The organism is Paenibacillus aestuarii (genome assembly GCF_027789125.1).
GTDB lineage: Bacteria > Bacillota > Bacilli > Paenibacillales > NBRC-103111 > Paenibacillus_E > Paenibacillus_E aestuarii.
In genome coordinates this window covers 208,766-234,631 of record NZ_JAQFVF010000023.1, presented here as the reverse complement: position 1 = coordinate 234,631, position 25,866 = coordinate 208,766, and the positions used below count along the sequence as shown (strand labels likewise).

Here is a 25,866-nt window from a genome sequence, read left to right as displayed (position 1 = left end):
GTGGATTTGGAGGTCCTTTTTTACGTTTAGCTGCTTGTTACTACTGCGGAGATTCCGTTGTCACGATGTCGGCGTCATCGGTATTGATGAGCGGTGACAGCTCACCTGCGGCGACCAGCCAAAGCTCATGCAGGGCGCGGGTGCAGCCCACATAGAGCAGTTTGGCGTCGATGAGTGTCGCCTCATAATGTTGTGCCGTGATATCCATCAGCACGACAGCGTCAAATTCCAGTCCTTTCGTCAAGTAGACGGGAAGGACGGAGATGCCCCCGCGATAGACGCGCTGCTTCGCGGTAATCAGATTCGCGTCGATGCCTGCCGCCGTTAGCTGGCCGTGAAGCTCCTCGGCCAATTTCTCGGTGCGCGCGACGATCGCGATCGTGCTGACATTGCCCTGCTGAAGCGTGGCAATCGCTTGTTGCACCAAGGGCAGACGACCCTTGGCGTCCGTCTGCAGCACGCGCACTTTGTTGCCGCTGCGGAAAACCGGCACCGCCAGCAGCGGATGCTCCACACCGCGCTGCAGTACTTGGTTCGCGAATTGGATAATTTCCATCGTGGACCGGTAGCTGCGCTCCAGCTCGAAATAGCCGGTTTCCTCTTCGCGGAACAAACTGGAAAATTCCTTCCAATCGAGAATGCCTTGGTAAGCATGGATCCCTTGGGACAAGTCCCCGAGGATCGTGAAAGAGCGGTTGCGCGTGTAACTGTCCAGCACAGCCACCTGGAAAGGCGAGAAGTCCTGGGCTTCGTCAATGACGACATGGTCGAACATCTGATCGGAAGCTATGCCGTTCAGCCGCGTATGAATGTACAGGAGGGGAGCGAGGTCTTCCAGCTGCACTTCTTTTTTCTTGAAAAGTTTTGCGGAAGCCGCCTGGATCCCCTCCGGGATTCGGGCAAGCAGTTCAGGCGGCAAACTGGCAGGGCGCCCTTGCTCGCTGAAAAGCATTTTATAGAACGTGAACGACGTATACTCTGGCCAGCCTGTCAAGTATGTGCGCAGGCGCTGAGCGGCTTTCTTTTTCAGCTCTTTTTTTCGCGTCTGCTCCCAAATCTTGTCGAGCTGCATCTCCATCCACCGTTTGATGCGGGCAATAACGCGCTCCCGTCTTTTGGCCATCGGATAATGCTTATTTTCCACGAAGAACCATTCGCGAATCATTGCGAGCGGCAGCTTCGCCCCTTCCCAAGGGAGGAAATCGGCCGTCGGCACGTACGATTCTTCAAAGAGTTTCAGGCAGTCATCCAAATATTGCTTAAAAGTGATCGAGCCCTTGAAGCGTCCTGGCGCTGTTTCATCGATGACGGGGCGCTTCGGCCCGACAGCAAACCAGGTCTGCAGGGTGAGGGAAGGATCGGCCAGCTTCACTTCGTTCTCAAGCACATCGAGGACCCAGTCCGTGAACGTGCTCTGCTGAATATTCCCGACGCCAAGCTCCGGCAGCACGCCGGAAATGTAGTCGAGGAACATGGAGTTCGGAGCAAAAATAACCATGCGTTCGGCACGGATTTGTTCACGATATTGATAGAGCAGGAAAGCAAGGCGGTGCAGAGCGACCGTTGTTTTACCGCTGCCCGCTACCCCTTGAATGATGAGCGCCGTGTTTTTGGCGGCACGAATAATGCGATCTTGTTCAGCTTGAATCGTTGATACGATATCGCGCAGTTTATTGTCTTTATTTTCGCCTAATCGATAAAGCAGGAATTCGTCGCCGACGGCCAGAGAGTCTTCTTCCCGGTTATACGTGTCAACGACCCGCTGCAAAATTTGCTTGCGAATCACCAGGTTGCGCTTCATATAGACGAGACCTTCGATCATGCCGTCCGGTGATTCATAAGAAGCGGGATCCAGTCCGCCGGTGAAGGAATAGAACAAGCTGGCGACAGGCGCGCGCCAATCGATGACGAGCAGCTGACCCGTGCGTTCGTCTTCGACGCCGGCTTTGCCAATGTAAAGTGGAGCGACTGCGGAATGTCCTGTTTCTTGAAAATCAAGCCGTCCAAAATAAGGCTCCTCAACCGCTTTGCCTAAATTGTCCCGGGCTTGCTCCCGCACGACTTCGAGTGCTTGCTCAGTCAGGTCAGGACCATAGTATACAGGTGTTGCCTGCAGGCGCTTAAGTTGTTTGTCAATTTCATTGCTTGTTTGCTCAAGCCGCTGAAGTTCTTCTTGATAGGCACTTTGAGTCTCTGTGTCCAAGATCAGTTACCTCCTAAGAGTTTAGAATGTTAGCATCTTCTGGAAAAGAAATAGGTAAACAGCATACCACATCTGGCGGCAATAAGGAAGTTCTGTGATGACGATCGTTCCTATTTTGGGTCGCAGGCAAATAATGCTATAATTATGATGTATGGAAACTATGGTTAAAAAGCAAAGGAGATGCAGCCATGTCTTTGTATGATATCGAAGTTCAAACCATCAAAGGGGTAACACGTTCCCTGGGGGATTATGCGGGAAAGGTGCTGCTTATTGTGAATACGGCAAGCGCCTGCGGCTTGACCCCGCACTACAAAGGTCTGCAAAGTTTGTATGAGAAGTACCAGGACCAGGGGCTGGTCGTACTGGGATTCCCTTGCAATCAATTCGCTGGCCAAGAGCCGGGCAGTAACGAAGAGATCCAAAGCTTTTGCGAGTTGAACTACAATGTAACATTCCCATTATTCGCAAAAGTAGATGTCAAGGGTGAAAATGCGCATCCTTTGTTTACATATCTCGTTACTCACACGCCGGAGCCTTACCGTACCGGGGAAATTGAATGGAATTTTGTCAAATGGCTTGTTGACGCGGAAGGCAACATTGTGAAACAATACAGCGCGCGAACGGAGCCTGCGGAGATTGCGCCGGATATTGAAGCACTTTTGGCATAGACGCCCTAGTTGTACAAAAAGATTGCATCATTGCTGTACAATCGCTATAATCAGATTAATTAACGATTTTGAAGGAGTCGAATCCTATGTCTAGTCATCGCAGATTCGTACAATTTCATTATTTTGTGAAGCGTTAGCACACACCTGTCATTTTCCAGGGTGGGCTAACGCATTTCGCGTTGGCCTCCCTGCGGGATAGCAAATCGCGCGGGACCAAGAGGTCCGGCGCGTTTTTTATTTAATCTCGCGCTCACGGAGCGGAAAGGATGGGCAGGATGCAGGAAGCGAATGGGAGAACGGAGAGTTGGGTCGAGAAGGCGATGGAGGAGCGTTCGGGGCTTTATGCTTGTCAGGCGATGATTATTCCGCTTGCTCCAAGGGCGGTCGAGGAGGCGGTTCGCCTCACTTTGGAGCTGCAATCGGTTAGCGTCAGCGCTAGATGGATGGAAGAGGCAGAGCTGGGCGAGGATGCGGGATCAATTACGGACACGGAGCAAGGACCGCGATTCGTCATCTGGATTGGTGAGGCAGAGCTGCATGATGAATGCGTGAAAATTTGTGATACATACGAGCAATGGGAGGCCCGCGTGCCGATGGATCTGGCGATTTATCGGATCGAGCGCACTTTTCCTCCGTTGAATTTTACATAGATGCGGGGGTGGGGGGAGCTGAGCAGCCGCGCTAGAGAGGGGCTTCAGTGCGCCTGCGTGGCAGGTGCCCGCGTCTTGGTGCGTGCTGGCAGGGTCACCATGCAGCTGCGTTCCCGGCAGGTGCTCAAGCCTTTGCCTATGCTGGATGATCCAACAAAAACCGCAAAACTTCGGCACATATGGCAGAATTAGTGCCTAGAGTGGTATAATATGTCAGGAAAGCAGGTGTGAAATGACTTTAATAGCTAGAGTTGAAGCTGTACTCATTGCGGATGATCCATCTACCTTTGTAACGAGAGAACTGGATAAAGTGGATTTGCACTTCGGCGGGATTGAAGGCGACCGCCATTTCGGTATCTTCGCCAAGGCTGATGTTAGACAGCCGATGTATCCGCGGGGGACGGAGATTATGAACCGCCGCCAACTGAGCATCGTATCCGTGGAAGAATTGCAAGGTATCGCGGATCGGCTTGGCGTGGAAGAGATTAGGCCTGAGTGGTTAGGCGCTAATATTGTGGTTAGCGGGATACCTGGCCTGGCCAAGCTTCCCATGGGCATACGAATGCTGCTTCCAAGCGGTGCTGGCGTTGTGTGCGAGGGAGAGAATGAGCCTTGTACAGGACCCGGCAAACAGATTGCCAATCATTACGGCATTAAAGAACTGACGCATCGCTTTGTCAAGGCCGCCTTACAGAGCCGAGGTATTGTGGCCTATGTCGAACGTCCCGGCGAGCTGAAACCAGGGGACGAGATCGAAATTCAAATTTAATTGCCGATACCCTCCAAAAGTCACAGACACGTCCGAATGATTGTAGTATCTTCATTACATAGCTAAGAAAGGTGGAGCAACATGTCGATTGCCAATTGCGAGCAGTGCGGACGAGTGATCTTGGTGAACTTTGATAAGCGCTGCAAACCATGTGCCGAACTTCACCTTCAGGAAACAAGGAAAGTGAAAGAGTTTGTTCGCCTGCACCCAAGAGCTAGCATCATGGACGTGTATCATCAGACCGGGGTATCTTTACAGACCATAAAAGAAATGATATGAAAATGGGAAAGAGTCCCTATTCTCCTGCCGGACAGCAGAGGAATAGGGACTTTTTTAATGTTTGGCGAAAACATCGAGCAGAAGCTCGTCCTTCACCACATCCTGCATATCCCATGCGGTTGCAAACCGGATCTGATGGGAGACGCCGACAATTTCGTATTTTTGGGCCAAATGTTGGCGGGCGGAGCCGATAATCAGAGAGTGGAGGCGCAGCTGCTTTTTGTGACCGAGCTGGCTCAGCTTCTGCAGCATGCCTGCGGAGAGCTGCCCGACACCGTCCGTCACCATGACGAAGTCGGCATCCTTAAAATGCGGCTGATGCTCGACAATGTCCATGCCGCGGGCCAGCGGCGCGTCGAAATTCGTGCCGCCGCCAAAAGCGAGCTGTGCGAGGCCATAGAAGCGATCCCAGTCGGGCCGCTTATGGTACAGCACATGCTCAACAAGCTCGCCCTTCGCGCCGAACAGCAGCAGAACAAAGTCGCGGCGTTCCAGCAGCGTGAAAGAGGCGAAGGTGGCAGTGAAGAGCTGTGCCAGCCTCAGCTTGCTGCCGCGCATCGAATGGGACGTGTCCAGCATGCAGATGACCGGACCTTTTTGCGGCTCATCCAACAGGCCGGTGTAGTTGTACGTCATTAGCTTATTTTCCATCCACTTGACGAGAAAATAGGGCTCAAAATCCTCATCCGCCAGCAGCGCGGCTTCACTCGGCAGCAGGTGCGCGATGTCGCCTGACTGGCGCAGGTCATCGTACGCTTCAGGGATGTAGGGCGAGCGCAGCTTCTTGCGCTGTACACGCAGGTGATGCAGATTGCGCCCAACCTCCTGCAGGAAGGCAATCAAATCTTTGCTGCGCTTCAGCTTGTCGATCCACTGCATGTAGTGTTCGAACGTCTGCCGTCTCAGCTTGCCCAGCTCGCTGCCCCAGCGGCGGTTCGCGAGCCGCTGGCTGGCTTGCACGAGCTCATGCACCTGAAAGCTGTCCGCTTCTTCGAGGGACAGCGTTTCCTTTAAAGCGCGGCCGAGCCAATCGCCCAGCTCGTCCTCAATCTCCTTCATCGCCGCCGTATCGCGCGCCGTCATGCGGCTCATCTGGCGCTCGCGGCGCTCGAGCTCCTCCTCAGCCTTGCGCAGCTTCGCCTTCAGCTTATCGCGCTTCATAAACTCCGTGCGCATTTCCTCTTGCAGTTCGAGGATGCGGCGTTTGAGTGCGAGAATCTCCGCTGCGACGAGCGGGCGCGAATCGAGCGCTTCTTGCTTGTCTTCCACAGTGCGCTTGCCCTGCTGCAGTGTGTAGCCGACAAGCCGAAGCTTCTCGATCTGCTTGTCCGTCAAGCGCTCGCTGACTTTGGCTTCGTCCTGCCCGCTTTGCTTCTGTTTCTCTTGCGTGCCGACATGAACAAGCTGCTGCTGCTCTTTCTGTCTTCGCTTCACTTCTTTCTCGTACGATTCGGTCAGCCACATGAGCGCTTTCAACGCGGTTTTGAAAGCAGCGTTTACTTGCCCGATGGTGCGGGGATGGATCGTCACATAGAAATATTGCTTGCGAAGAGTCAGGACGAGCCAGCGGTGAAAAGGGGATTCTTCCACCGTGCCATCGATCTCCGGCTTCGTCAAATAGAAGCACATGAAGAAATCGGCAAACAGCTCTAGCGTAAACCACGGCGACTGCCGGACCGCCTCACGCATCCATTCCTGCGCGACGCGGGAAGAATGCACATAGCCGTCAAATACATAACGGTCTACCCGAGTACAGCGTATGATCATTCACATTACCTCTTAAAGTGTATAGTCGTACACAATACCTGGAATTTCCCGATCAAACAATGTGCGATACAGCCCTTGAACGGATTGTAAAATGCGCTCGCCTTGAATGCGCAGATGGGTGAACTTCACCGCGTATTGCTCAGGATATTGCAGGAACACAGATTGCGAGGCGATCCATTCCGGCAGTTTCTTTTCCTTTTCCTGCCAATTGACGAGCCTGCCACGTAAACTTCTGGCCGTTTCTTCCAATTCTACACGGCAATCTTCCAGCGCGAGTTTTAGCCGCTCGGAAGCTTCTTTGCTTAGCGCGCCGCCGACTTCTTTTTTAAATTGAAAAGCATGCAACTCATCTTCTTTGTCCAACCATTTGCGCACAGTAAGTTGGTACGATTGCAGCGGCAGCTCTTGTTCCATTTCTTTTTTGAGCATCTCTTGGAACAGTCCGCTGAAAATTTCCTTCAGTTCGACGAGATCCTCCGGATAGTCCCAGAGCATATGCGGCGTTAGCACTGTGTCCCAGACGCCCGCTGTGCTGCGTCCGTGAATGGCTGCCGACACTTTCCAGGCATGACCGATTTTATTCCAGCGGCGGTCGGAGAGTATGTATTCTTTTTCCTCCAAGGCCGTCTTCAATTGAAAAAGCATATAAATGAGCGGCTCTGGTAAAGTAACGTCCAGTGCTTGAGCCTTGATCTGTTTCACCAGATCGGTGGAAAGCAAAGCCGGAACCGGTGTTGTGGGCGCCCCGAACATCAGTTCGAAACTGGAAATTTGCTTCACGTACTCCACTTCGTAGCGGAACAGGAAACGGTCATAGAGAGCAGCCAATTGCTCATTGTCCTCCGGCAGCTCGTTGGAGGCAGCCATCAGGAAGAGCAGCGGAGTCTGCTGCTTGGCGCGTCCGTTAAAGAAAACGCGTTCATTCAGTACAGATAACAAGGAGTTCAAGATAGCGCTGTTGGCCTTGAAAATTTCATCCAAAAACGCAAAGCGCGCATCCGGCAAATAACCTTGCGTGAGGCGGACGTACTCATCCTGCTTCAGTTTCTGCAGGGAGACGGGCCCGAACAGCTCGTCCGGCGTTGTGAAGCGGGTTAACAGGTAATCGAAGAAAGGCTCATTGCCGAACAACTGCGCCGTGGCCCGGGCTAGCTGTGACTTAGCTGAGCCGGGAGGGCCGACCAGCAGGACATTTTCGCCGCTCATCAAGGCTAATAACAGGACGCGAACGAGTTCTTCACGTTCCATGAAGCGCTTTTCGAGATGTCCCATTGCTTCTCTCAGTTTGTTCTGCACGACGATCGGTTCTTTCATAGAGCTGATCCTCACTCCTTCATCAAATCATAACTCTTATTGTACCAAACTGCAGAGCAAACATCGAATATGTTACAATGATTCTCATGGACAAGTTGAAGGAGCGCGGAAGATGATGCGAATTGGAGTCATTGCGGATACACATTTATCGGATCGGGTGCAAAAGCTGCCTGACGCCCTGATTCAAGGTTTGAAAGGCGTCGATCTCATTTTACATGCAGGCGATTGGGTGAGCCCGCTCGTCATTGATCTGGTGGAACAAATCGCACCTTGTGAAGGTGTGACGGGAAATAATGACGGACCGCTGATTCGTGAACGGTTCGGCATGAGCAAGCTGCTGACGCTGGAAGGCTATCGCATCGGGATGATTCACGGCGACGGTTATCGCAAAACGACGGAGGAGCGGGCACGGGAGGCGTTCCAGGCCGAACAGCCGGATGTGGTCATCTTCGGGCACTCGCACATTCCGTACCTGCAAAATATAGACGGCATCCTGATGTTTAATCCCGGTTCACCAACGGATAAAAGAAGGCAGCCAAGGTATTCCTACGGTATTCTGGAGTTAGGCAGTGCGATCCGTGCGGAGCATTTTTATTATGACAGTAAGCTCTAGCTTTTATTTGTCAAAGAGGAATTCCGCATTTGAGGTACGAATACATGTAAGTTGAAGAGTAATGAAGACAGCAAATTTCGACAAGAGGTATGGTAGTGAAAACTTTAGTCATTGCAGAAAAACCCGATATGGGCCGCAATATTGCGTCCGCTATCGAACCCAAAGCAGTAAACAAACGATCTTATTTGGAAGGCGATTCCTTCATTATTACATGGGCGATCGGTCATTTGATTGAATTGGCTGAACCTGATCAGTACGATGAGAAATATAAAAAGTGGAGCATCGATCATTTGCCGATTATTCCTCAAACATTCAAACTCGTACCAAACCCGCGGACTTATGATCAGTTGAAGGTTATCGCCGAACTGGCCAAAAAGTGCGACAAACTTGTGAATGCTTGCGATGCCGGGCGGGAAGGGCAGCACATCTTCTCCTTGATTCAGCGGCATTTGGGGCTGCGGCAGCCAGTCAAGCGTTTATGGATCTCAGACCTCACTTCTGAGACGATCCGTCAAGGTTTTGCTTCGATGAAGGACGGCTCAGAGTATGAGAACCTGACCCGGGCGGCCAGATCACGCAGTGAAGCGGATTGGCTGATCGGCATGAACGGCTCGCGCGCGTTTACGACCAAGCACAATGTGCTGTTGTCCGTAGGCCGGGTGCAGACGCCGGTGTTGGCGCTCATTTACGATCGTCAGAAGCAGATTGAGGCTTTTTCGTCTTTGAAGTTTTTTGAGCTTGAAGGCCACTTCGTCCAGGGGGACACGACCTATAAAGGGATGTGGCAGGGCGATCGTATGACGGACAAAGAAAAGGTCGAGGCGCTGGCTGCTAAAGTGAAAGGCAAACCCGCGCGGATAGCTTCATATGAAGTCAAAGATACGAAAGAGTACCCGTACAAGCTGTACGACTTGACTTTGCTTCAGCGGGAAGCTAACGGAAAACTTGGGTTTTCGGCGAAAAAGACGCTGGACACCGCGCAGGCGCTCTACGAGAAACATAAGGTGATCTCGTATCCGAGAACGAACTCCAACTATGTGACGGAGCAAAACATACCCGAGATGCACAAAGCGCTGTCCGCTTTGCAAGGAACTGCTTATCAGGAGCTGGTGCAGGGGGCGAACCGCAATCTCGTCCACAAAAATAATAAGGCAATCTGCAACCCGGCGAAGGTGGAGGATCACCACGCCATTTTGCCGACGAACCGGAAGGCAAGCGGCCTGAGTCCGGACGAGCAGAAGCTTTACGATATGATTGTGCGGCGGTTTTTATCGCAATTTTATCCGCCTGCCGAATATAAAATGCATACCGTCTTGACGGAGGTCGAACAGGAGCAATTCAAAACGACCGTCAAAGAGCTGCTGCAGCTTGGCTGGAAGGTGATTTACGCCGACCAGAAGAAAGACAAGCCCAAATCGTCCAAAGGCAAAGATAAAGATAAAGAGGCCGATGAGGAGGAAGAGGAGGTTGAGGTGGCGGAACCTTTTTCCGTCGATCCGGCAGCAGGTGTCCAGTGCAGCGATGCGATTGTGAAGGAGAAAGATACGCAGCCGCCAAAGCATTTCACGGAAGGCACCCTGCTCAAAGCGATGGAAAGCGCGGGCAAGCAGATCGAGGATGAAGAATTGCGCGATGCAATGAAAGATTCCGGTCTTGGCACACCGGCAACGCGCGCCGCTACTATCGAGCGCTTGAAGAAGGTGGGATACATCGATATGCAGGGGAAGAAAATTGCCCTGACGCAAAAAGGCCGCACAGCCGTCGAATTGATCCGCGGGGCAGGCGTCGAGCTGCTCACTTCGCCGGAAATGACCGGCCAATGGGAGCGCCGTTTGAATGAAATCGCCAGGGGTGCTGCTTCGGACGAGCAGTTCATGCATAACGTGAAACGTTTTGCAGCGCTGATCGTCGACAAGGTTCGGGTGCAGGCGAGAGCGGCCAAGACGGCCTTTGAAGGAGAAACGCCGGCGGCCTCCAGCGGCAAGCGAGGCGCTGCCAAAACGGGAGGGACCGTCTCTCGCCAAACAAGCGCCGCAGCTGCGCCGAAGAAAGCGGCGTCGGCCAAACAAACGCAGCCTGACGGAGCGCCGACTGTGCTGGCGACTTGTCCGCGGCCTGGTTGCGGAGGGTCGTTGTTCATGGGCCGCAAAGGCTACGGCTGCTCGCATTATAAAGAGGGCTGCAAGTTCGTCATCTGGAAAGAAAGCTTCGGCCGCAGCTTAACGGACACGCAGGTCCAGGCACTCGTGCAAAAAGGCAAAACGGCGAAGCTGAAGCTCGTGCTTGCTGACGGCACGCCGGTGGACGGCCGCATTGTGCTTAAAGATCCCGCGACTGGCGAACTGGGCACCGAGACCGATTAGAGAGAGGTGCAGATTATGTTTACTAACGACTGGTCGGCTTGTCTGGAACCGGAGATGCAAAAGCCTTATTTTATCAAGTTAAGTCAATTTCTTGACGATGAGTATCATTCCCGAACTATTTTCCCGGAAAAACAACTTGTGTTCCAAGCCCTTCACACGACTTCCTTGGCCGATACCAAGGTGGTCATTCTGGGTCAAGATCCTTACCACGGCAGAGGTCAAGCGCATGGTCTTAGCTTCTCTGTACAGCCCGGCATTGCCATTCCGCCTTCGCTGCAAAATATGTACAAAGAGCTGCAGGCGGATCTCGGCTGTCCGGTTCCGAATCACGGGTATCTGACGAAATGGGCCGAGCAGGGGGTGCTGCTGCTGAATACCGTGCTTACCGTACGCGAGGCTGAAGCGAATTCTCATAAGAACAAAGGTTGGGAATCATTCACGGACGCAGTCATTCAAACGCTGAATGAGCGAGAGAAGCCTGTCGTGTTTATCCTGTGGGGCGGTCATGCGCAAGCGAAGACGAAAATGATCGATACCGTGAAACATAAAATTATCGCCTCGCCGCACCCGAGCCCGTTATCTGCATACCGCGGCTTTTTCGGGAGCAAGCCTTATTCCAAGGCTAATCAGTATTTGCGTGAATTGGGAAGCCCTGAGATAGACTGGCAAATCCCGAATATTGAGGACTTCTAAACATTCGCTAAGCCTGCTTTCTGCGTTCCTGCATGAAGCGGGCTTTTTGCTGCGCAGTTCATCCAAATTACTCATTCCCAGCTTTATAAAGATGGTGTAAATTAGAAGTAGATCAATGGTTAAAAAAATTGACCGTTGCCCCAAGGAGGCTAAGCGCATGAAATTCCAACAATTTGAATATGTCAGACCTGATTTCGCTGCATTGGACCAAGAGTTTCATACCTTGCTCGACCGCTTCGCGCAATCGGGCTCGTTCGCAGAGCAAGATCATGCGATGGAAGCCATCGTCAATCTCCGTGGCGAATACGAATCCATGGAAGCGATTGCACGGATCCGGCACACAATGGATACGACAGACGCGTTTTACAAAGCGGAACAAGAGTTCATCGATGAGCACGCGCCGCTTTATCAGGGTTTGATTACGGAGTATTATCAAGCTTTGGTCGATTCGCCTTATCGCAGCGAGCTGGAAGCGAAATGGGGCAAACAGCTATTTACGATCGCGGAGCTTTCCCTTCGTACGTTCTCTCCAGAAATCGTCGATGATTTGGTTCAGGAGAATAAGCTGGCCAGTGAATACTCCAAGCTGCTCGCATCGGCGAAGCTGATGTATGAGGGCGAAGAGCGAAATTTGTCGCAATTGGCGCCATTTCAATTGTCAACGGACAGAACGGTGCGGAAAGCTGCGAATGATATGAAGTATAACTTCTTTGAGGAAAACGAGGCCGAGTTGGATGATATATACGACCAGCTCGTTCGCATTCGCACGACAATTGCCCGCAAGCTCGGTTTTTCCAACTTTGTTGAGTTAGCCTACATACGCCTTAATCGTTCCGACTATAACGCCGGGCAAGTGCAAGCGTTCCGCGATCAAGTGCTTACGCACATCGTTCCGGTAGCTACGAAGTTGAAGGATCGTCAGAAGGCCAGGATCGGCGTGGAATCGCTTCGTTACTATGATGATAAATATATATTCGCGACCGGCAATCCGAAGCCTCAAGGCGGACCGGACTGGATTGTCGAGCAGGCCCGCAGGATGTATGCGGAGCTTTCGCCGGAAACAAATGAATTTTTCAATTTTATGATTGACAACGGCTTAATGGACCTTGTCGCCAAGAAAGGGAAGCGCGTCGGCGGTTACTGCTCGTTTATTAGCAAGTATAAGGCGCCGTTCATTTTCTCCAATTTCAATGGAACGAGCGGTGATATCGACGTATTGACACATGAGGTGGGCCATGCATTCCAAGGCTATTGCAGCCGCGATTATGCCGTGCCTGAGTACACGTTCCCAACGCTGGAAGCATGCGAGATCCATTCCATGAGCATGGAGTTTCTGGCGTGGCCGTGGATGGAGCTGTTCTTCGCGGAGGAGACGGACAAATACAAGTTCAAACATTTGAGCGATTCGCTCATGTTCATCCCTTACGGCGTAGCTGTTGATGAATTCCAGCACCGCGTCTACGAGCAGCCGAACCTATCGCCGGCAGAGCGCAAGCTGGTTTGGCGTGAAATCGAACGCAAATATTTGCCGCATCGCGTCTACGAAGATCAGGCATATTTGGAAAGAGGTGGATTCTGGCAGCAGCAGCCGCATATTTTCAAAAGCCCGTTCTATTACATTGACTACACGCTTGCGCAAGTGTGCGCTCTGCAATTCTGGAAGCGGGCAAACGAAACTCCCGAACAGGCTTGGCAAGACTATTTGCGTCTTTGCAAGCAAGGCGGGAGCCAGTCGTTCTTATCGTTGGTTGAAGTGGCGGATCTCATCTCGCCGTTCCAAGATGGCTGTGTCGCTTCCATTATCGGCCATATCGAAGCCTGGCTTGACCAAGTGGATGATACCCAGCTTTAGATGATCGGCTGAACATGTACGATTTCATGGCCTTCTCCGCAAGGTTTGCCGGTTTCGTAAGATCGATTCCCCAGCACGTGCGAGAAGGCGGCGAAATCGGCGTCCTTACCGCTCTGCAGCGCTCGGATAGCGGCATGCAGAACCGTGAGGCCGTCTTCCAATGCAATATCCCATAAATCCCATACGCTGTACGTATACGTTTCGGCAAGCGATGTGGGGCAATTCCAGACGGCCTTGGCTTCGTTCATGTAATCGAGCGGAGCCGGCTTTTTGGTATAGACGAAGGGCGCGATTTGTCCCAAAGTCAAGAGGCGTTTGATGCCAGACGGGTCATGGAACAGTTTCTGGGCGCGAATCATGTCCCGGTACGCGTCGTTCCAATCGTTCTCCGATAAGTCCGCAGCCACTGGATAATGCTTGGAGGCGGAGCGCGAAAGCGCAGGTACAATGCCAAGCGGGAAGGCTTCACCGACGTAAATTTCTTTCCATACCGGCGTCTCCCAGGTGCTCAATCCGCGTTTGCGCTTGAGGACGATCGTATCCATAATAACTTCGAAGCGCTGGTGGTTCCACTTCTTAAATCCCGATTTATAGAAGACATAAGGATGCATATTGCGATCCAGGATGTGATGTGTCAGGAATCCCAGCACGTAAAGCACAGCAGGATTATACAAGCCCCTGCCTTGAACTTGCCTAACCAGATCAAGCAGGAACGGGCCGCATGCGTCCGTATGCATGCTGCTTCCGAGCGTACTCAGCTTCTTGTCCTTTTTCCATGGCAGAAAGTTATGATAAAACAAAAAATCCGGACCTTGACATCCGAGGGATAGCACGTGCTTGAGCTGTTTGTCATTCATTACGTTGGTATGACCCATATGAGTCAACAATTCTTGGCCGAAAATGAGATGTGTCCAAATATTGGGCACAGTAGTCACCCCTTATCAGATTACATACGATCTATTCTAGCACATCCTTCGACAAAGAGGGCGCATATCGAGCGCAATTTTGAATCCAGCCGTTTCTAAAGCAGGAATTAAATACAAGTCGTCGAAATCAACATGCGGTGATAGAACCTTCCAAACGGGTTTTGAAGATGGGAGATGTGAATCATGAACAATTTGCCGCTGGATGAGAAGGGTGAAGCTTCCCCTATGCTGCGGAAGCAGCCAGCTTGGAAAGACACGACCTTTGATGCCGCATTCGAATATGCAGCGATCGGAATGGCGCTGATATCCGTCGACGGCGCATGGTTAAGAATCAATAACTATTTGAGTGCACTTACAGGATATTCCTCTGAAGAGCTCTTATATACCGAAGTACATGGAATTTCGATGCGGGAAGAAGCGCAGAAGCTGCTCTCATTGATGTCGCAGTTGCGTAAGGGGAAGCTGAGTTCTTTTCAATTGGAACAGAGGTTTGTACATAAATCCGGGAAGCACGTCTGGGTGGACTGCAGCATGTCGCTGGCGAAGGATGAAGCAGGCGAACCGCTTTTTTTTATTGCCTATTATAGAGATATTTCACGCGGGACCGATATGGAACGAAAGCTGGCTGCAAGCGAGCAGCGTTACAAGTCGTTGATTGAACATAATCCGGCGGGCATTCTGACCTGCAATATGAATGGCATTATTCTCACTGCGAATCCTGCCATGGAACGGATTCTCGGCTTTTCGGAAATCGAGATGACGGGGCATCCGGTTAGCCGATTTCTGGATGATCTGGGGACAGGGAAGGTCTCCCTCCAGGAAGTCGACAACTATCTGCTCCGAGCAACGCACCGGAATGGGGAAACCATTGAACTAGGCGTGAAAAATGTGCCGATTATCGTAAACGGAATCGTGGAAGGTCTGTATATGATCGCCAGAGATATTACGCAGCATATCAAGGACCGTGAACAGCTGCGGATCGCGCAGCAAGATCTTCATGACACCGTACGGCGGCAGCAAGGCATGACGATGAAATTTCGCCAAGCCGGCGGGACATTCTTGCATACCTTATGCGATGGGGAGCTGCTATACCGGTTAGGCTTTAAGCCTGAGCACATTATCGGTAAAGGATTGTTCGAGATTTGGCCTTCTTCGTTGGCGGCCGTTATCGAGAATTACTATCACCGTGCCTGGAACGGGGAAGAGAATGTTATCTATGAGTCGACCTACCGGGACATTACCTATTTGACTTCCCTGCGGCCAATTAGGGAGCAAGGTGTCGTCGTAGAGGTCATCGGCTCTTGTGTCGATATAACAGAGCGGAAACGGATGGAAACCGAGCTGCGTGAGACGAAGGAACTGCTCGAATCGTTCATTAATAATACGACCGATGCGATCTGTGTGCTGGACTTGGACGCTAGCGTGATTTCGGTGAATGCCGCTTACGAGCAAGTGTTCGGTTGGACGCCGGAAGAGTTGAAGAATCAGCCGCTTCCGATTTATCCGGATTTTCTGGAGGATCAGCGGAATGAAATCTACGAGATGCTGCGTGCGGGGAAGCAGATCTCCGGGCTGGAAACGGTGCGGCAGCGCAAGGACGGGCAGCTCGTCCACGTCAGCGTGACGAAGACGCCGATCAAGAACGAGTGTGGCGCCATTATCGGCTTCGCTGGAATTGACCGCGATATTACCGAGCGCAAACGGACCGAGGAGCTGCTGCGCAAATCGGACAAGCTGTCTGTCGCCGGTCAGCTGGCGGCCGGGCTTGCACATGAAATCCGCAACCCGCTCACCTCGCTGCGCGGATTTCTTCAGCTGCTGCAGAGCGACCTGAAGGGCAAGCAGCATTATTTTGAGATCATGCTTTCCGAGCTTGACCGCATCAATTTCATTGTCAGCGAGTTCCTTGTGATTGCTAAGCCTGAAGCGCTGCATTATAAGCAAGGCCGTCTCGGTGACATCTTGCAAACGGTGGTCGCGCTGCTCGAGTCGCAAGCTGTGCTGAACAACACAAGCCTGACACTTGAATTTGTGACGGATGTCCCGGAGATCGTATGCTCCGAGATGCATTTGAAACAACTTTTCATTAATATTGTGAAAAATGCGATTGAAGCCATCTCGTCTGATGGTCAGATCCATATGACCGTATCCGTGGAAGCTGACGGTTATGTTCGTATTCGGACTAAGGATAATGGCTGCGGAATTCCGGAGGACAGGCTGAAGCAACTTGGTGAGCCTTTTTATACAACGAAGGAAAAAGGGACGGGGCTCGGACTCATGATGTGTTTCAAAATCGTGGAGGCTCATAAAGGCACGATGCAGATTCGCAGCGCGATCGGAGAAGGGACGACAATAGATATACGGCTGCCGATCGATCCTCCTGACGTTAGAACAACGATATCGAACTTGGCATTGGCCTGAAATAAGAATAAACCGCCGAATGATCTGCTGATCAGCAGATTCGGCGGTTTATTGGTCATTAACGGAGACTGAATTCATTGGTGTCTCTGGAGTAGATGACAGATTTGGATCCATCTGCGCCTTGATTACTGTAAATTTGCACATAATCTGCCGTATATTTCACGATATACCCTGTATCCGCTTGGTAATAAACGCCTACTTGGTCTAAGGACCAGACAAATACAGGTGCCTGCGTCAACGCAGCAGTAAATAGCTCAATATCCGATTCAAGTAATTTCGTTCCGTAGATCATCTTTGCACCTCAGTCATTATTGAACGTAGTTTGATTACACTACTAGAGACAGCATGAGAAATGGGTTCATCACGCCTTATTGATATTTTTTTATATAGCGTTTCCCAATCAGTCGACGTGCAATCAAGGTTTTGGTTTTTTATTTACTGCGGATCAAGTTTTCGACAAGGGAGTTTTCACCTGTCGAGCAAGTCCTGTCCGATGATTTACTTGTTGAAATTAAGCGAATAACGCAGAATGAGGGAGAAAATTAAAGTTCGAAAAAAAGGTTCCCACGATGCATATTTCCTTGTATAATAGGGAAGCTTTGCAACGATTGACATATGGTTAATATGAATGGGCAGAAGGAGAAAGGGGTCAATGGCTGTGATTGTGGTTGGGGGAATGATCGGGCTGGGTAAAACGTCAGTCGCCACATTGCTCGGGAAAGAACTGAATTCGGATGTATTTTTTGAAAGTGTGGACGACAATCCGATTTTACCGCTTTTTTATACATCATCTCCGGAAGAAATTGAGAGGAAGCGTTATCCGTTTCTGCTGCAATTGCACTTCCTGAATACACGCTTTAAATCGATTAAAGAAGCGTTGGTACATAATCGCAATGTACTAGACCGCAGCATTTATGAGGATTGGTATTTCGCTAAGGTGAACCGCGAATTAGGCCGAATTAGCCAACTGGAATTCGATGTATATGAAGGTCTGGCTGACAATATGATGGCTGAGCTTGCGGAACTGCCGAAGAAGGCGCCGGATTTGATGGTCTATTTGAAAGCTTCTTTCGAGACCGTCATGTACCGAATTGGTTTGCGGGGCCGCAGCTTTGAGCAGGACAAGTCCTTAGTTGATTACTATCGCCTGCTTTGGTCTGGTTACGACGAGTGGGTCATGAATCATTACCATGCCTCTGAAGTGCTCATCGTCGACATGGACCGTTTGGATGTTGTAAACCGTCCGCAAGATGCGGCTGAATTGGTACGCGATGTTCGTGAAAAATTGAATGATCTTGTGATTGCATAAGCGATAAGGCTGTTCGTTCGTCAAGGGTGACGAGGGGACAGCTTTTTTTGCTCCGTCATCACCGGTACTATCCGCTATAATTTTACCACCGTATGGCGAACGTGCTGTATCGCGGTTATGTCCACTTTCAGCAGATACAAGGCTTGCTTCACGCGCTCTAGTCCGATTTAGCCGACTTCTTGCAGCCTGCGCCCTTCTAGAACCGCTTTAGTCAGAACTTGCCCTCTTACTGACATGAAATTGCCGTCCGCGTGCTCAAACGGTCGCTTTAAGTTCGTAGATCCTGACTACTGTCATCATCATCGGAATTCATCTCAACCTAGCTCGGCTAAATTGGACTAGGTTGCTTTTAATTGTATTTACAATTCTTAATTTACGTAATAAAATATTTTTACGATAAAAAATAGTTGTGGAGGTATTTCGCTTATGAAACTGCTCATTCTTGGCGGGACCAAATTTCTTGGCAGAGCGATTGCTCAGGCTGCATGGGATCAAGGACATGAAGTGACGCTATTCCATCGGGGACAGCATGATGCTTCTATTTTTCCTGAAATGGAACACATTATCGGCGATCGCGACGGGCAGCTTGCGAAGCTGCAAGGCAAACGCTGGGATGCCGTTGTGGACACTAGCGGCTATTTGCCGCGCATTGTGGGCGATTCGGCGCGCTTCCTCCAAGATAAGGTCGATCATTATACTTTCATATCTTCGATTTCGGTATACGAGGATCTAACACAAATCGATGTCGATGAGCATGCGGCTGTAGCCCAGCTTCCGGAAGGCAGCAGCTTGGACGAGATCGGCCACAATTACGGCGCGCTTAAGGCGCTCTGTGAGCAAGCCGTTCAAGAAGTGATGCAGGGGAGGACGCTGGTGATCCGACCGGGGCTGATTGTAGGCCCTCACGATGCGTCGGATCGATTTACTTATTGGCCGGCCCGCATTCAGCGCGGTGGAGAGGTGTTGGTGCCGCTGCCGAGGGAGAGGAGTTTGCAATTCATCGATGTCAGGGATCTGGCCGCATGGATCGTGCGGTTGATCGAAAACAAAACAACAGGCACGATCCATACGAGTGGCAGTGATTACACGATGGAAGAGCTTGTTGAGACCTGTGCGCGCGTCAGTCAAGTAAAGCCGGCGTTGGTGTGGGTTGATGAACAGTTCCTCATCGAGCAGGGGGTTGGCGAGTGGATGGAGCTGCCGCTTTGGATTCGCCATGATAGCTTAATCGGTATGATGCATGTCGATAATACAAAAGCTAAAGCGGCAGGGCTGACAACCCGGCCGCTGACGGAGACGGCCCGAGATACTTTGGCCTGGGATCATAGCCGTCCTTTGGACACCGTCCGCAAAGCAGGCCTGGATCCGAAGCGCGAGGAGGAGCTGCTTCAGCGTTGGCGCAATCACGATGGAGGTGAGTAAATCGCCATGAAAGCGGAGCTTGGCCGCTGCCTGTTGGAAGAACGAATGGCCGAATCAGGCTTCAATAAAGAGGAGCTCGCCCGCATTTTGCTCTATAAACCGGAGAAGCTACAAGATTTCATCGATAACAAGCGGGTCATGTCACTTAAGAGTGCCGTTCACATTGCTGATGCGCTTCATTGTCATGCCGAAGAGCTGTACGAATGGAACGTTCCTGAAAGTTGTACGAGAAATCCTCACAATTAGTCAGCATACTTGGGTATCGCCGAATATAATGGATTATAATCCGTAAAAGAAGAGGTGCTGCCCATGTATGATTCTTCCGATATTCAGAACAATAAGGGAATGGCCATCCTTGCTTACATCTTGTTCTTTATACCGCTGATTGCCGCTAAAGATTCAAAATATGCTATGTATCACGCCAATCAAGGACTTACTTTGTTTTTGGCCTGCGTGGTTGCAAATGTCGTGCTGTCCATCATTCCGATTATCGGTTGGATCTTGCTGCCTCTAGCCAATCTAGGCTGCTGTGTGCTTGCGATTCTCGGCATCGTGGCTGCTGCACAGGGACAAGTGAAGCCATTGCCGCTGATTGGCAAATATACAATTTTGAAATAACTTCGTCCAAAAATAAAATTTGTCCATTTTTTGATCATCATGTGAATAAAATATGAACAAAATCGAAAAAGTGTGTTATAATACATATATAAAGCACTTACATTTGAAATTTTGAGGTGAATTCACATGGCCAAAACTATTTCTAAAGAAGACACACAACGCGACGTTACGCCATTAGTGAAACTGATGACAATCGGAGCATGGACATTACTCGGAATCGGCATCCTGTTATGCTTGTTTAATATCAATCACTTTAATGACCGCAACTCGTCCTTAATGGTCGGCGCCGGCTTTATGGTCGGTAGTGTGTTCATTTATGTGATTCGGACAGCCATTCACTTGGTTGATTCCCGCTCTAAACAGGAAGATTAACGTCTGCCGCCGTCCATTAATCACATAAGAGCAGCCCTTTAAGTGAAGAACTTAAAGGGTTTTTTACGTTTTCATAAATTTTCATTTTAGTCAACTAACGTTCTGTGACATTTATTTTACAGCTTGACGTCGATCCTTTGACGTATTTGTTAAGTCTTGGGGCGGCATGTTTATTTTTGGTTCGAATTTGCTATCTTAAGAGTATGCGAAAGCGAGTTAGAGAAAACTGAATACTTATTATCGGAGAGTGTGTCTGAGGGAGGATTAGGATGATGAAAATGAGAAAGTTCGTAAAAGCTGCATTCCCGATCTTGGCTTTGGCTATGATTGTGTTATTAGCTGGATGCAGTAACCAGGCCATGGTACTGGATCCGAAGGGTCCGATAGGAGCAGGTCAACGAGATTTGATTGTCATCTCGACGATTCTGTGTGCTGTCATTTTGGTCCCGGTGCTTGCCTTAACGGCCTGGATCGTCTGGCGCTATCGCGACAGCAAAGACAACAAAGCGACTTATAAACCTAACTGGTCGCATAGCAACACATTAGAAACAATATGGTGGGGAATCCCCATTGTAATTATTTTAATTCTTGCAATTGTAACAGCGAGGTACACGTATGCCTTAGAACCGTCGAAGGTGATTCAATCGGAGAAAAAGCCGGTTACCATCCAAGTGACGTCCCTCGACTGGAAATGGCTGTTCATGTATCCGGAACAAGGCATTGCAACTGTGAACTACTTGCAAATTCCTGAAGGTACGCCTATCAAGTTTGAATTGACGAGCGACGCGCCTATGAATTCCTTCTGGATTCCACAGCTGGGCGGTCAGATCTATTCGATGTCCGGCATGGCCATGACGCTTTACTTGCAAGCCGACGAAATCGGCCATTATTTCGGAACTGGAGCGAATTTCAGCGGCGAGCATTTTGCTGACATGACCTTCGATGTGAATGCGACCTCGCAAGCAGATTTCGATGCATGGGTTGCCAAAACGAAGCAAGCGCCAACTGCGCTTACGATGGACGGTTATGATGCTTTAGCGAAGCCTGGCAAATCGGGCGTTCAATATTTCTCCTCCATTCCAGATGGCTTGTTCCAGCACATAGTAACCAAGTATGCGAACGGCCAAATGATTCACACACAACCTGGAATGCACTCGCCTCAGCATAAAATGAAAGAGGAATCCGTTGTGGACGAGGTCAAGAAGCCGCAGCAACCGGATCCTAAAGCTCCAATGGATCATGGTTCGATGAATAATCATTAATAGATGTATTGTAGGAAAGGAAGTAATGCGCATGCTGGATTCAATTAAACAATTCGCATCCGAATTTTTTGTTACAGGCGATCCGATGATCTTGGGTGCTCAAGTCAGCATTGGACTATCTATGGTTGCCATGGTAGTTGTGCTTACCATGTTCAAGAAGTGGGGCTGGCTTTGGCGTGAATGGCTAACCAGCGTCGACCACAAACGCATCGGGATCATGTATATCATTTGCTCCATCCTGATGTTGTTCCGCGGCGGCGTCGATGCGCTGCTCATGCGCTTGCAGTTGGCTATGCCGGATAATCAGTTCCTGCAAGCGGAACACTATAACCAGATTTTTACAACGCATGGCGTTATCATGATTTTGTTCATGGCCATGCCGCTCATGTTCGGTTTGTTCAACATCGTCGTTCCGCTGCAAATCGGTGCACGCGACGTTGCCTATCCGTTCCTGAACTCACTCAGCTTCTGGATGTTCTTCTGGGGCGCCATGCTGTTCAACGTATCGTTCGTTATCGGTGGTTCGCCTGATGCAGGCTGGTTGTCTTATCCGCCGCTCTCTGAATTGTCGCATAGCCCGGGTATCGGACAAAACTTCTACATTTGGGGTATTCAGATTTCCGGTATCGGTTCCTTGGCGACAGGGATTAACTTTATCGTAACTATTTTGAAAATGAGAACACCAGGCATGACATTGATGAAAATGCCAATGTTCACTTGGTCTGTATTCTCAAGCTGTGTCATCATCATTTTCGCCTTCCCGATTTTGACGGTTACACTGGCATTGCTGTTCCTTGACCGTTTCGTCGGTGCTCACTTCTTCACCCTAGATGGCGGCGGTAACCCGATGATGTACATTAACTTGATCTGGATGTGGGGACATCCTGAGGTTTACATCGTTGTCCTGCCAGCGTTCGGTATTTTCTCGGATGTTGTATCTACGTTCTCCAAAAAGAAACTGTTCGGCTACAAATCCATGGTTTTCGCCATGTTGATTATTAGCTTGCTGTCCTTCTTCACTTGGGTTCACCATTTCTTCACTATGGGCTCCGGTGCAGATGTCAACGTATTCTTTGCGATTTCCACGATGGCGATTGCGATTCCGACCGGTGTGAAAATATTTAACTGGTTGTTCACGATGTACCGTGGCCGATTGAAATTTACGACGCCGATGCTGTGGACAATCGCATTCATTCCTTGTTTTGTCGTCGGGGGGATGACGGGTGTCCTGCTGTCTGTTGCGCCGGCTGACTTCCAGTTCCATAACAGCTATTTCTTGATCGCGCACTTCCACCAAGTGTTGATCGGTGGGGTTGCCTTCGGATACTTTGCAGGTCTATACTACTGGTGGCCAAAAATGTTCGGCTTCAGTCTGAACGAGCACTTGGGCAAATGGGCATTCTGGCTGTGGAACATCGGTTTCTACGTATGTTTCATGCCGCAATACTTCCTGGGCTTGGACGGTATGACACGTCGTACGTACACATACAGCTGGGATATGGGCTGGGGACCACTGAACCTGGTTTCCACCATCGGCGGATTCTTGATGGGTGTCGGCTTCTTGTTCCAAGTATGGCAAATTGCTCATAGTATTAAATTTATTAAACAACACCGTGCGTCTGGTGACCCTTGGGATGGCCGTACGCTGGAGTGGTCGATTCCATCGCCGGCTCCGATCTACAACTTTGCGGTTCTGCCAACCGTGAAATCGACGGACGAATGGTGGGAGCAAAAGCAAAACAAAACGGCAGCTTCGAAAGGCGCCGTTCATTACGAACCGATTCATATGCCGAAAAACTCGGCGATTCCGTTCATCAAATCGTCGCTTTGGTTCTTTGCCGGCTTCGGTTTCGTATGGGGCTGGCTGTGGCTAGCAATTCCAGCTATGATTGGCGTCGCGATCTGCATGGTTGCCCGCTCGTTCTCCTACGACACGGATTACTACATTCCGGTTGAAGAAATCAAACAAACTGAAGCTGCATGGAAAGGGGCGAAGGTCTAATGGCACACGCTGCTGCTCATTCCGAACACCATGCGCACGATCACGATCACGAACATGATCACGAATCGCTCAAGACGTTCGGATTCTGGATTTTCCTAATTACTGACTGTATTCTATTCGGCAGCTTGTTTGCCACTTATATCGTTCTGCATCACAATACAAACGGCGGTCCTACGGCTGAAGAATTGTTCAAAATGCCGGGAATCATCGCCGAAACGTTCATCTTGTTGACAAGTAGTTTCACGAGCGGTCTGGCTGTGCTTGGTATGCATAAAGGCAATACCAAGCAGCTGATCGGCTGGTTGATCGTGACGATCCTGTTAGGTGCTTCCTTTATCACCTTGGAGGTCACAGAGTTTTATTCGATGGTTACGCATGAACATGCGACGATCAGCACGAGTGCATTCTTGTCAGGCTTCTTTACGCTTGTAGGTACACACGGACTGCACGTGTCCGTAGGTTTGGTGTGGATGATCGGCCTGATCTTCCAGCTAAGCCGCCGAGGCATTACCGCTGTAACCAAGCGCAAAGTTGAAGTTATTTCGCTGTACTGGCACTTTCTTGACGTCGTGTGGATCTTCGTCTTCACAGTTGTCTATTTGATGGGGGTGATGTAGGATGAGTCAATCAAAAACAGGTTCCAACCATCATGCCCATGCATCGCATGAATCCCACGGATCGCTGAAATCATACGTCATCGGGTTCATCCTGTCGATCGTCTTGACGATCATTCCGCTTGTGGTTGTTATGAATCACATGATGGGCAAAGTGGGTACATTAGTGCTAATTCTGCTGATGGCTGTGCTGCAGTTTGGCGTTCAATTGTTCTTCTTCATGCATGTCAAAGAAGGCGAAAATGCGCATTGGAATATTATGGCCCTCATTTTCGGTCTGATCGTTCTGTTGACGATAGTAGCTGGCTCCGTCTGGATTATGACCTACAACCAAGTTGCTCATTAATCCGATCTGACTTTAATCGATTTACCACACACAAGCTGTTGGCACTATGGTGTCAGCAGCTTTTTTCTCTTTACTCATAGGCCATGCTTCGACCTCGTACAATAAAACCAAGGTGAAAACTACCACGGAGGTGTCGAGCCATGAACCCTGCCTTGCATCCGAAAGTGGCGATTATCGGAGTTCCTATGGACCTGGGCGCTGATCGGCGAGGTGTAGATATGGGGCCTAGCGCGATTCGCTGCGCTTGCTTGGAGCAACGATTAACAGGTATTGGCTATCAAGTTTTTGACCAGGGTGATCTTGTGGTTCGGCGTAAGCCGCATGTGCAGACCGGCGGAGGGCTGCAGCAGCAAGCTGCGCAGAACGCCAATTTGAAGTACTTGGACGAAACGGCTAAAGTGAACGAGGAACTGTATGACCTGGTCAATGAGACTATGGCGCAGGGGTTGTTTCCGCTTGTGCTTGGTGGCGATCACAGCATTGCAATAGGCACACTGGCAGCTGTTCGGCAGCACCATGCGTCTATTGGCGTCATCTGGTTCGATTCGCACGGCGATGTTAACACGGCGCAAACTTCACCTTCCGGTAATATTCATGGGATGTCGTTGGCGGTGGCGCTAGGGTACGGTCACCCGAAGCTTACCGCGATTGGGGGGACGCATCCGAAGGTGAAGCCGGAGCATGTTGCCATCATTGGCGCCCGCTGCTTGGATCCGGGGGAGCGCGTGTTTCTCAAGCAGCACGGCATCCAAGTGTGGACGATGCATGAAATCGACCGGCTGGGCATGGCGCGCGTGATGGAGCAGGCCATCGATCGGGTGACGAAGGGGACGTCAGGCGTCCATCTAAGTCTGGATCTGGATGGGCTCGATCCGATCTACGCGCCAGGTGTTGGGACGCCGGTGCCATCCGGGATATCAGCGCGTGAAAGTTACTTGGCGATGGAGCTTCTGTCGGAGGCGGGGGTGCTCGTTAGCGCTGAAGCGGTGGAGGTGAATCCGATATTGGATCACCATAATCAGACGGCCAAAGTCGCCGTATCGCTTATTGCTTCGTTGTTTGGCGAGCGGATTTTGTAGGCCAGTGGTGGAGCGCGACGAGCCAAGTCGAGCGACTTCAGCGTCGTCATAAAGCATTTAAGTACGCGGGAGCGGGCTTCTGGAAGTAGTTAAGAAGGTAAAGCTTATGAATGTCAGCGGTGCCACGGATCGGGGCGCAGCACAAAAAGCGGAACTCATCGTTCCGCTTTTTCTTTGTTCCGCGCTTTAGCAATTATTTCTGTTCTGGCGCTCTTTCATTTCTTGTTTTTCCTCTTGCGCTGCGCGTTCACCATACTGATCCAAGCGGCCTGGGCTGCTGGACGGGCCTCGATTTTTCGGCGAATTGTTTCTTCCACCCATGTT

General features: G+C 50.5%; 25 protein-coding genes. 19 read left to right on the top strand and 6 right to left on the bottom strand.

Annotated features, from left to right (window positions below; genetic code table 11):
• Positions 1–40: 40 nt before the first annotated feature.
• Positions 41–2,203 (bottom strand): HelD family protein, encoded by a 2,163-nt coding sequence (locus O9139_RS09720; protein ID WP_270879264.1) that lies wholly within the window; start codon positions 2,201–2,203, stop codon positions 41–43.
• 188 nt (positions 2,204–2,391) lie between these two features.
• On the opposite strand from O9139_RS09720, the gene O9139_RS09715 reads away from it, so the two are divergent.
• The 4 genes from O9139_RS09715 to O9139_RS09700 all read left to right on the top strand — a co-directional run bounded on the left by O9139_RS09715 (position 2,392) and on the right by O9139_RS09700 (position 4,569).
• A complete protein-coding gene (locus tag O9139_RS09715) occupies positions 2,392–2,871 on the top strand; it encodes a glutathione peroxidase (protein ID WP_270879263.1) in 480 nt (159 codons plus the stop codon).
• Positions 2,872–3,146: 275 nt separating this feature from the next.
• On the top strand, positions 3,147–3,521 hold the full coding sequence (locus tag O9139_RS09710; protein WP_270879262.1) for a hypothetical protein: 375 nt from the start codon (positions 3,147–3,149) through the stop codon (positions 3,519–3,521).
• A gap of 232 nt (positions 3,522–3,753) precedes the next feature.
• On the top strand, positions 3,754–4,290 hold the full coding sequence (locus tag O9139_RS09705; protein ID WP_270879261.1) for an MOSC domain-containing protein: 537 nt from the start codon (positions 3,754–3,756) through the stop codon (positions 4,288–4,290).
• Positions 4,291–4,371: 81 nt separating this feature from the next.
• Positions 4,372–4,569 carry a hypothetical protein gene (locus O9139_RS09700; RefSeq protein ID WP_270879260.1) on the top strand — a complete coding sequence of 66 codons (198 nt, stop codon included), beginning with the start codon at positions 4,372–4,374 and terminating at the stop codon, positions 4,567–4,569.
• Between the two features lie 54 nt (positions 4,570–4,623).
• Here O9139_RS09700 and O9139_RS09695 read toward each other — a convergent pair whose 3' ends face one another.
• The gene (locus tag O9139_RS09695; RefSeq protein ID WP_270879259.1) at positions 4,624–6,336 is read right to left on the bottom strand and encodes a vWA domain-containing protein; all 1,713 of its coding nucleotides are present in this window, start codon (positions 6,334–6,336) and stop codon (positions 4,624–4,626) included.
• A 12-nt stretch (positions 6,337–6,348) separates the two neighbouring features.
• Positions 6,349–7,650 carry an AAA family ATPase gene (locus O9139_RS09690; RefSeq protein WP_270879258.1) on the bottom strand — a complete coding sequence of 434 codons (1,302 nt, stop codon included), beginning with the start codon at positions 7,648–7,650 and terminating at the stop codon, positions 6,349–6,351.
• A 115-nt stretch (positions 7,651–7,765) separates the two neighbouring features.
• Between O9139_RS09690 and O9139_RS09685 the strand changes: the two genes are divergently transcribed.
• The 4 genes from O9139_RS09685 (at position 7,766) to O9139_RS09670 (ending at position 13,171) form a co-directional block, all read left to right on the top strand.
• Positions 7,766–8,263: a metallophosphoesterase family protein gene (locus O9139_RS09685; RefSeq protein ID WP_270879461.1), complete on the top strand. Its 498-nt coding sequence runs from the start codon at positions 7,766–7,768 to the stop codon at positions 8,261–8,263.
• Positions 8,264–8,358: 95 nt separating this feature from the next.
• Positions 8,359–10,626 (top strand): type IA DNA topoisomerase, encoded by a 2,268-nt coding sequence (locus O9139_RS09680; protein ID WP_270879257.1) that lies wholly within the window; start codon positions 8,359–8,361, stop codon positions 10,624–10,626.
• Between the two features lie 15 nt (positions 10,627–10,641).
• Positions 10,642–11,319, top strand: coding sequence for a uracil-DNA glycosylase (locus tag O9139_RS09675; RefSeq protein WP_377527055.1), 678 nt, complete (start codon positions 10,642–10,644; stop codon positions 11,317–11,319).
• 157 nt (positions 11,320–11,476) lie between these two features.
• A complete protein-coding gene (locus tag O9139_RS09670) occupies positions 11,477–13,171 on the top strand; it encodes a M3 family oligoendopeptidase (RefSeq protein WP_270879255.1) in 1,695 nt (564 codons plus the stop codon).
• Here O9139_RS09670 and O9139_RS09665 read toward each other — a convergent pair.
• The gene (locus O9139_RS09665; protein ID WP_270879254.1) at positions 13,168–14,097 is read right to left on the bottom strand and encodes a zinc dependent phospholipase C family protein; all 930 of its coding nucleotides are present in this window, start codon (positions 14,095–14,097) and stop codon (positions 13,168–13,170) included. The two genes, O9139_RS09670 and O9139_RS09665, sit on opposite strands and share 4 nt — an antisense overlap.
• Before the next feature lie 183 nt (positions 14,098–14,280).
• Here O9139_RS09665 and O9139_RS09660 point away from each other — a divergent pair, with 183 nt between their 5' ends.
• Positions 14,281–16,518, top strand: coding sequence for a PAS domain S-box protein (locus tag O9139_RS09660; protein WP_270879253.1), 2,238 nt, complete (start codon positions 14,281–14,283; stop codon positions 16,516–16,518).
• Positions 16,519–16,576: 58 nt separating this feature from the next.
• On the opposite strand, the gene O9139_RS09655 is transcribed toward O9139_RS09660, so the two are convergent.
• Positions 16,577–16,810, bottom strand: coding sequence for a hypothetical protein (locus O9139_RS09655; protein ID WP_270879252.1), 234 nt, complete (start codon positions 16,808–16,810; stop codon positions 16,577–16,579).
• 360 nt (positions 16,811–17,170) lie between these two features.
• On the opposite strand from O9139_RS09655, the gene O9139_RS09650 reads away from it, so the two are divergent.
• From O9139_RS09650 to rocF, 10 genes are all read left to right on the top strand, one after another.
• The gene (locus O9139_RS09650; protein WP_270879251.1) at positions 17,171–17,827 is read left to right on the top strand and encodes a deoxynucleoside kinase; all 657 of its coding nucleotides are present in this window, start codon (positions 17,171–17,173) and stop codon (positions 17,825–17,827) included.
• 426 nt (positions 17,828–18,253) lie between these two features.
• Positions 18,254–19,249, top strand: a complete 996-nt coding sequence (locus O9139_RS09645; RefSeq protein WP_270879250.1) for an NAD-dependent epimerase/dehydratase family protein — start codon at positions 18,254–18,256, stop codon at positions 19,247–19,249.
• 6 nt (positions 19,250–19,255) lie between these two features.
• The gene (locus O9139_RS09640; protein ID WP_270879249.1) at positions 19,256–19,495 is read left to right on the top strand and encodes a helix-turn-helix domain-containing protein; all 240 of its coding nucleotides are present in this window, start codon (positions 19,256–19,258) and stop codon (positions 19,493–19,495) included.
• 63 nt (positions 19,496–19,558) lie between these two features.
• Entirely contained in the window at positions 19,559–19,867 is a 309-nt protein-coding gene (locus O9139_RS09635; protein ID WP_270879248.1) for a DUF4870 domain-containing protein, read from the top strand.
• 126 nt (positions 19,868–19,993) lie between these two features.
• Positions 19,994–20,239, top strand: coding sequence for a hypothetical protein (locus tag O9139_RS09630; protein WP_270879247.1), 246 nt, complete (start codon positions 19,994–19,996; stop codon positions 20,237–20,239).
• Positions 20,240–20,508: 269 nt separating this feature from the next.
• A complete protein-coding gene (cyoA, locus tag O9139_RS09625) occupies positions 20,509–21,501 on the top strand; it encodes a ubiquinol oxidase subunit II (RefSeq protein WP_377527049.1) in 993 nt (330 codons plus the stop codon).
• Positions 21,502–21,532: 31 nt separating this feature from the next.
• A complete protein-coding gene (locus O9139_RS09620) occupies positions 21,533–23,503 on the top strand; it encodes a cbb3-type cytochrome c oxidase subunit I (RefSeq protein WP_270879246.1) in 1,971 nt (656 codons plus the stop codon).
• Positions 23,503–24,120, top strand: coding sequence for a cytochrome o ubiquinol oxidase subunit III (gene cyoC, locus O9139_RS09615; protein WP_270879245.1), 618 nt, complete (start codon positions 23,503–23,505; stop codon positions 24,118–24,120). Before O9139_RS09620 ends, cyoC begins: the two co-directional genes overlap by 1 nt.
• 1 nt (position 24,121) lies before the next feature.
• A complete protein-coding gene (gene cyoD / locus O9139_RS09610) occupies positions 24,122–24,463 on the top strand; it encodes a cytochrome o ubiquinol oxidase subunit IV (RefSeq protein ID WP_270879244.1) in 342 nt (113 codons plus the stop codon).
• A gap of 140 nt (positions 24,464–24,603) precedes the next feature.
• A complete protein-coding gene (rocF, locus tag O9139_RS09605) occupies positions 24,604–25,542 on the top strand; it encodes an arginase (protein ID WP_270879243.1) in 939 nt (312 codons plus the stop codon).
• A gap of 186 nt (positions 25,543–25,728) precedes the next feature.
• On the opposite strand, the gene O9139_RS09600 is transcribed toward rocF, so the two are convergent.
• Positions 25,729–25,863 carry a hypothetical protein gene (locus tag O9139_RS09600; RefSeq protein WP_270879242.1) on the bottom strand — a complete coding sequence of 45 codons (135 nt, stop codon included), beginning with the start codon at positions 25,861–25,863 and terminating at the stop codon, positions 25,729–25,731.
• Between the last annotated feature and the right edge of the window lie 3 nt (positions 25,864–25,866).

Excerpts from the sequence above, each read along its gene's own strand:
- O9139_RS09600 (WP_270879242.1), bottom strand. The coding sequence starts at position 25,863 with ATGGGTGGAAGAAACAATTCGCCGAAAAATCGAGGCCCGTCCAGCAGC.
- O9139_RS09635 (WP_270879248.1), top strand. The coding sequence starts at position 19,559 with ATGTATGATTCTTCCGATATTCAGAACAATAAGGGAATGGCCATCCTT.
- rocF (WP_270879243.1), top strand. The coding sequence starts at position 24,604 with ATGAACCCTGCCTTGCATCCGAAAGTGGCGATTATCGGAGTTCCTATG.
- cyoA (WP_377527049.1), top strand. The coding sequence starts at position 20,509 with ATGATGAAAATGAGAAAGTTCGTAAAAGCTGCATTCCCGATCTTGGCT.
- O9139_RS09660 (WP_270879253.1), top strand. The coding sequence starts at position 14,281 with ATGAACAATTTGCCGCTGGATGAGAAGGGTGAAGCTTCCCCTATGCTG.
- O9139_RS09620 (WP_270879246.1), top strand. The coding sequence starts at position 21,533 with ATGCTGGATTCAATTAAACAATTCGCATCCGAATTTTTTGTTACAGGC.
- O9139_RS09640 (WP_270879249.1), top strand. The coding sequence starts at position 19,256 with ATGAAAGCGGAGCTTGGCCGCTGCCTGTTGGAAGAACGAATGGCCGAA.
- cyoC (WP_270879245.1), top strand. The coding sequence starts at position 23,503 with ATGGCACACGCTGCTGCTCATTCCGAACACCATGCGCACGATCACGAT.
- O9139_RS09710 (WP_270879262.1), top strand. The coding sequence starts at position 3,147 with ATGCAGGAAGCGAATGGGAGAACGGAGAGTTGGGTCGAGAAGGCGATG.
- O9139_RS09705 (WP_270879261.1), top strand. The coding sequence starts at position 3,754 with ATGACTTTAATAGCTAGAGTTGAAGCTGTACTCATTGCGGATGATCCA.
- O9139_RS09685 (WP_270879461.1), top strand. The coding sequence starts at position 7,766 with ATGCGAATTGGAGTCATTGCGGATACACATTTATCGGATCGGGTGCAA.
- O9139_RS09695 (WP_270879259.1), bottom strand. The coding sequence starts at position 6,336 with ATGATCATACGCTGTACTCGGGTAGACCGTTATGTATTTGACGGCTAT.
- O9139_RS09690 (WP_270879258.1), bottom strand. The coding sequence starts at position 7,650 with ATGAAAGAACCGATCGTCGTGCAGAACAAACTGAGAGAAGCAATGGGA.
- O9139_RS09670 (WP_270879255.1), top strand. The coding sequence starts at position 11,477 with ATGAAATTCCAACAATTTGAATATGTCAGACCTGATTTCGCTGCATTG.
- O9139_RS09715 (WP_270879263.1), top strand. The coding sequence starts at position 2,392 with ATGTCTTTGTATGATATCGAAGTTCAAACCATCAAAGGGGTAACACGT.
- O9139_RS09700 (WP_270879260.1), top strand. The coding sequence starts at position 4,372 with ATGTCGATTGCCAATTGCGAGCAGTGCGGACGAGTGATCTTGGTGAAC.
- O9139_RS09630 (WP_270879247.1), top strand. The coding sequence starts at position 19,994 with ATGGCCAAAACTATTTCTAAAGAAGACACACAACGCGACGTTACGCCA.
- cyoD (WP_270879244.1), top strand. The coding sequence starts at position 24,122 with ATGAGTCAATCAAAAACAGGTTCCAACCATCATGCCCATGCATCGCAT.
- O9139_RS09650 (WP_270879251.1), top strand. The coding sequence starts at position 17,171 with ATGGCTGTGATTGTGGTTGGGGGAATGATCGGGCTGGGTAAAACGTCA.
- O9139_RS09645 (WP_270879250.1), top strand. The coding sequence starts at position 18,254 with ATGAAACTGCTCATTCTTGGCGGGACCAAATTTCTTGGCAGAGCGATT.
- O9139_RS09675 (WP_377527055.1), top strand. The coding sequence starts at position 10,642 with ATGTTTACTAACGACTGGTCGGCTTGTCTGGAACCGGAGATGCAAAAG.
- O9139_RS09655 (WP_270879252.1), bottom strand. The coding sequence starts at position 16,810 with ATGATCTACGGAACGAAATTACTTGAATCGGATATTGAGCTATTTACT.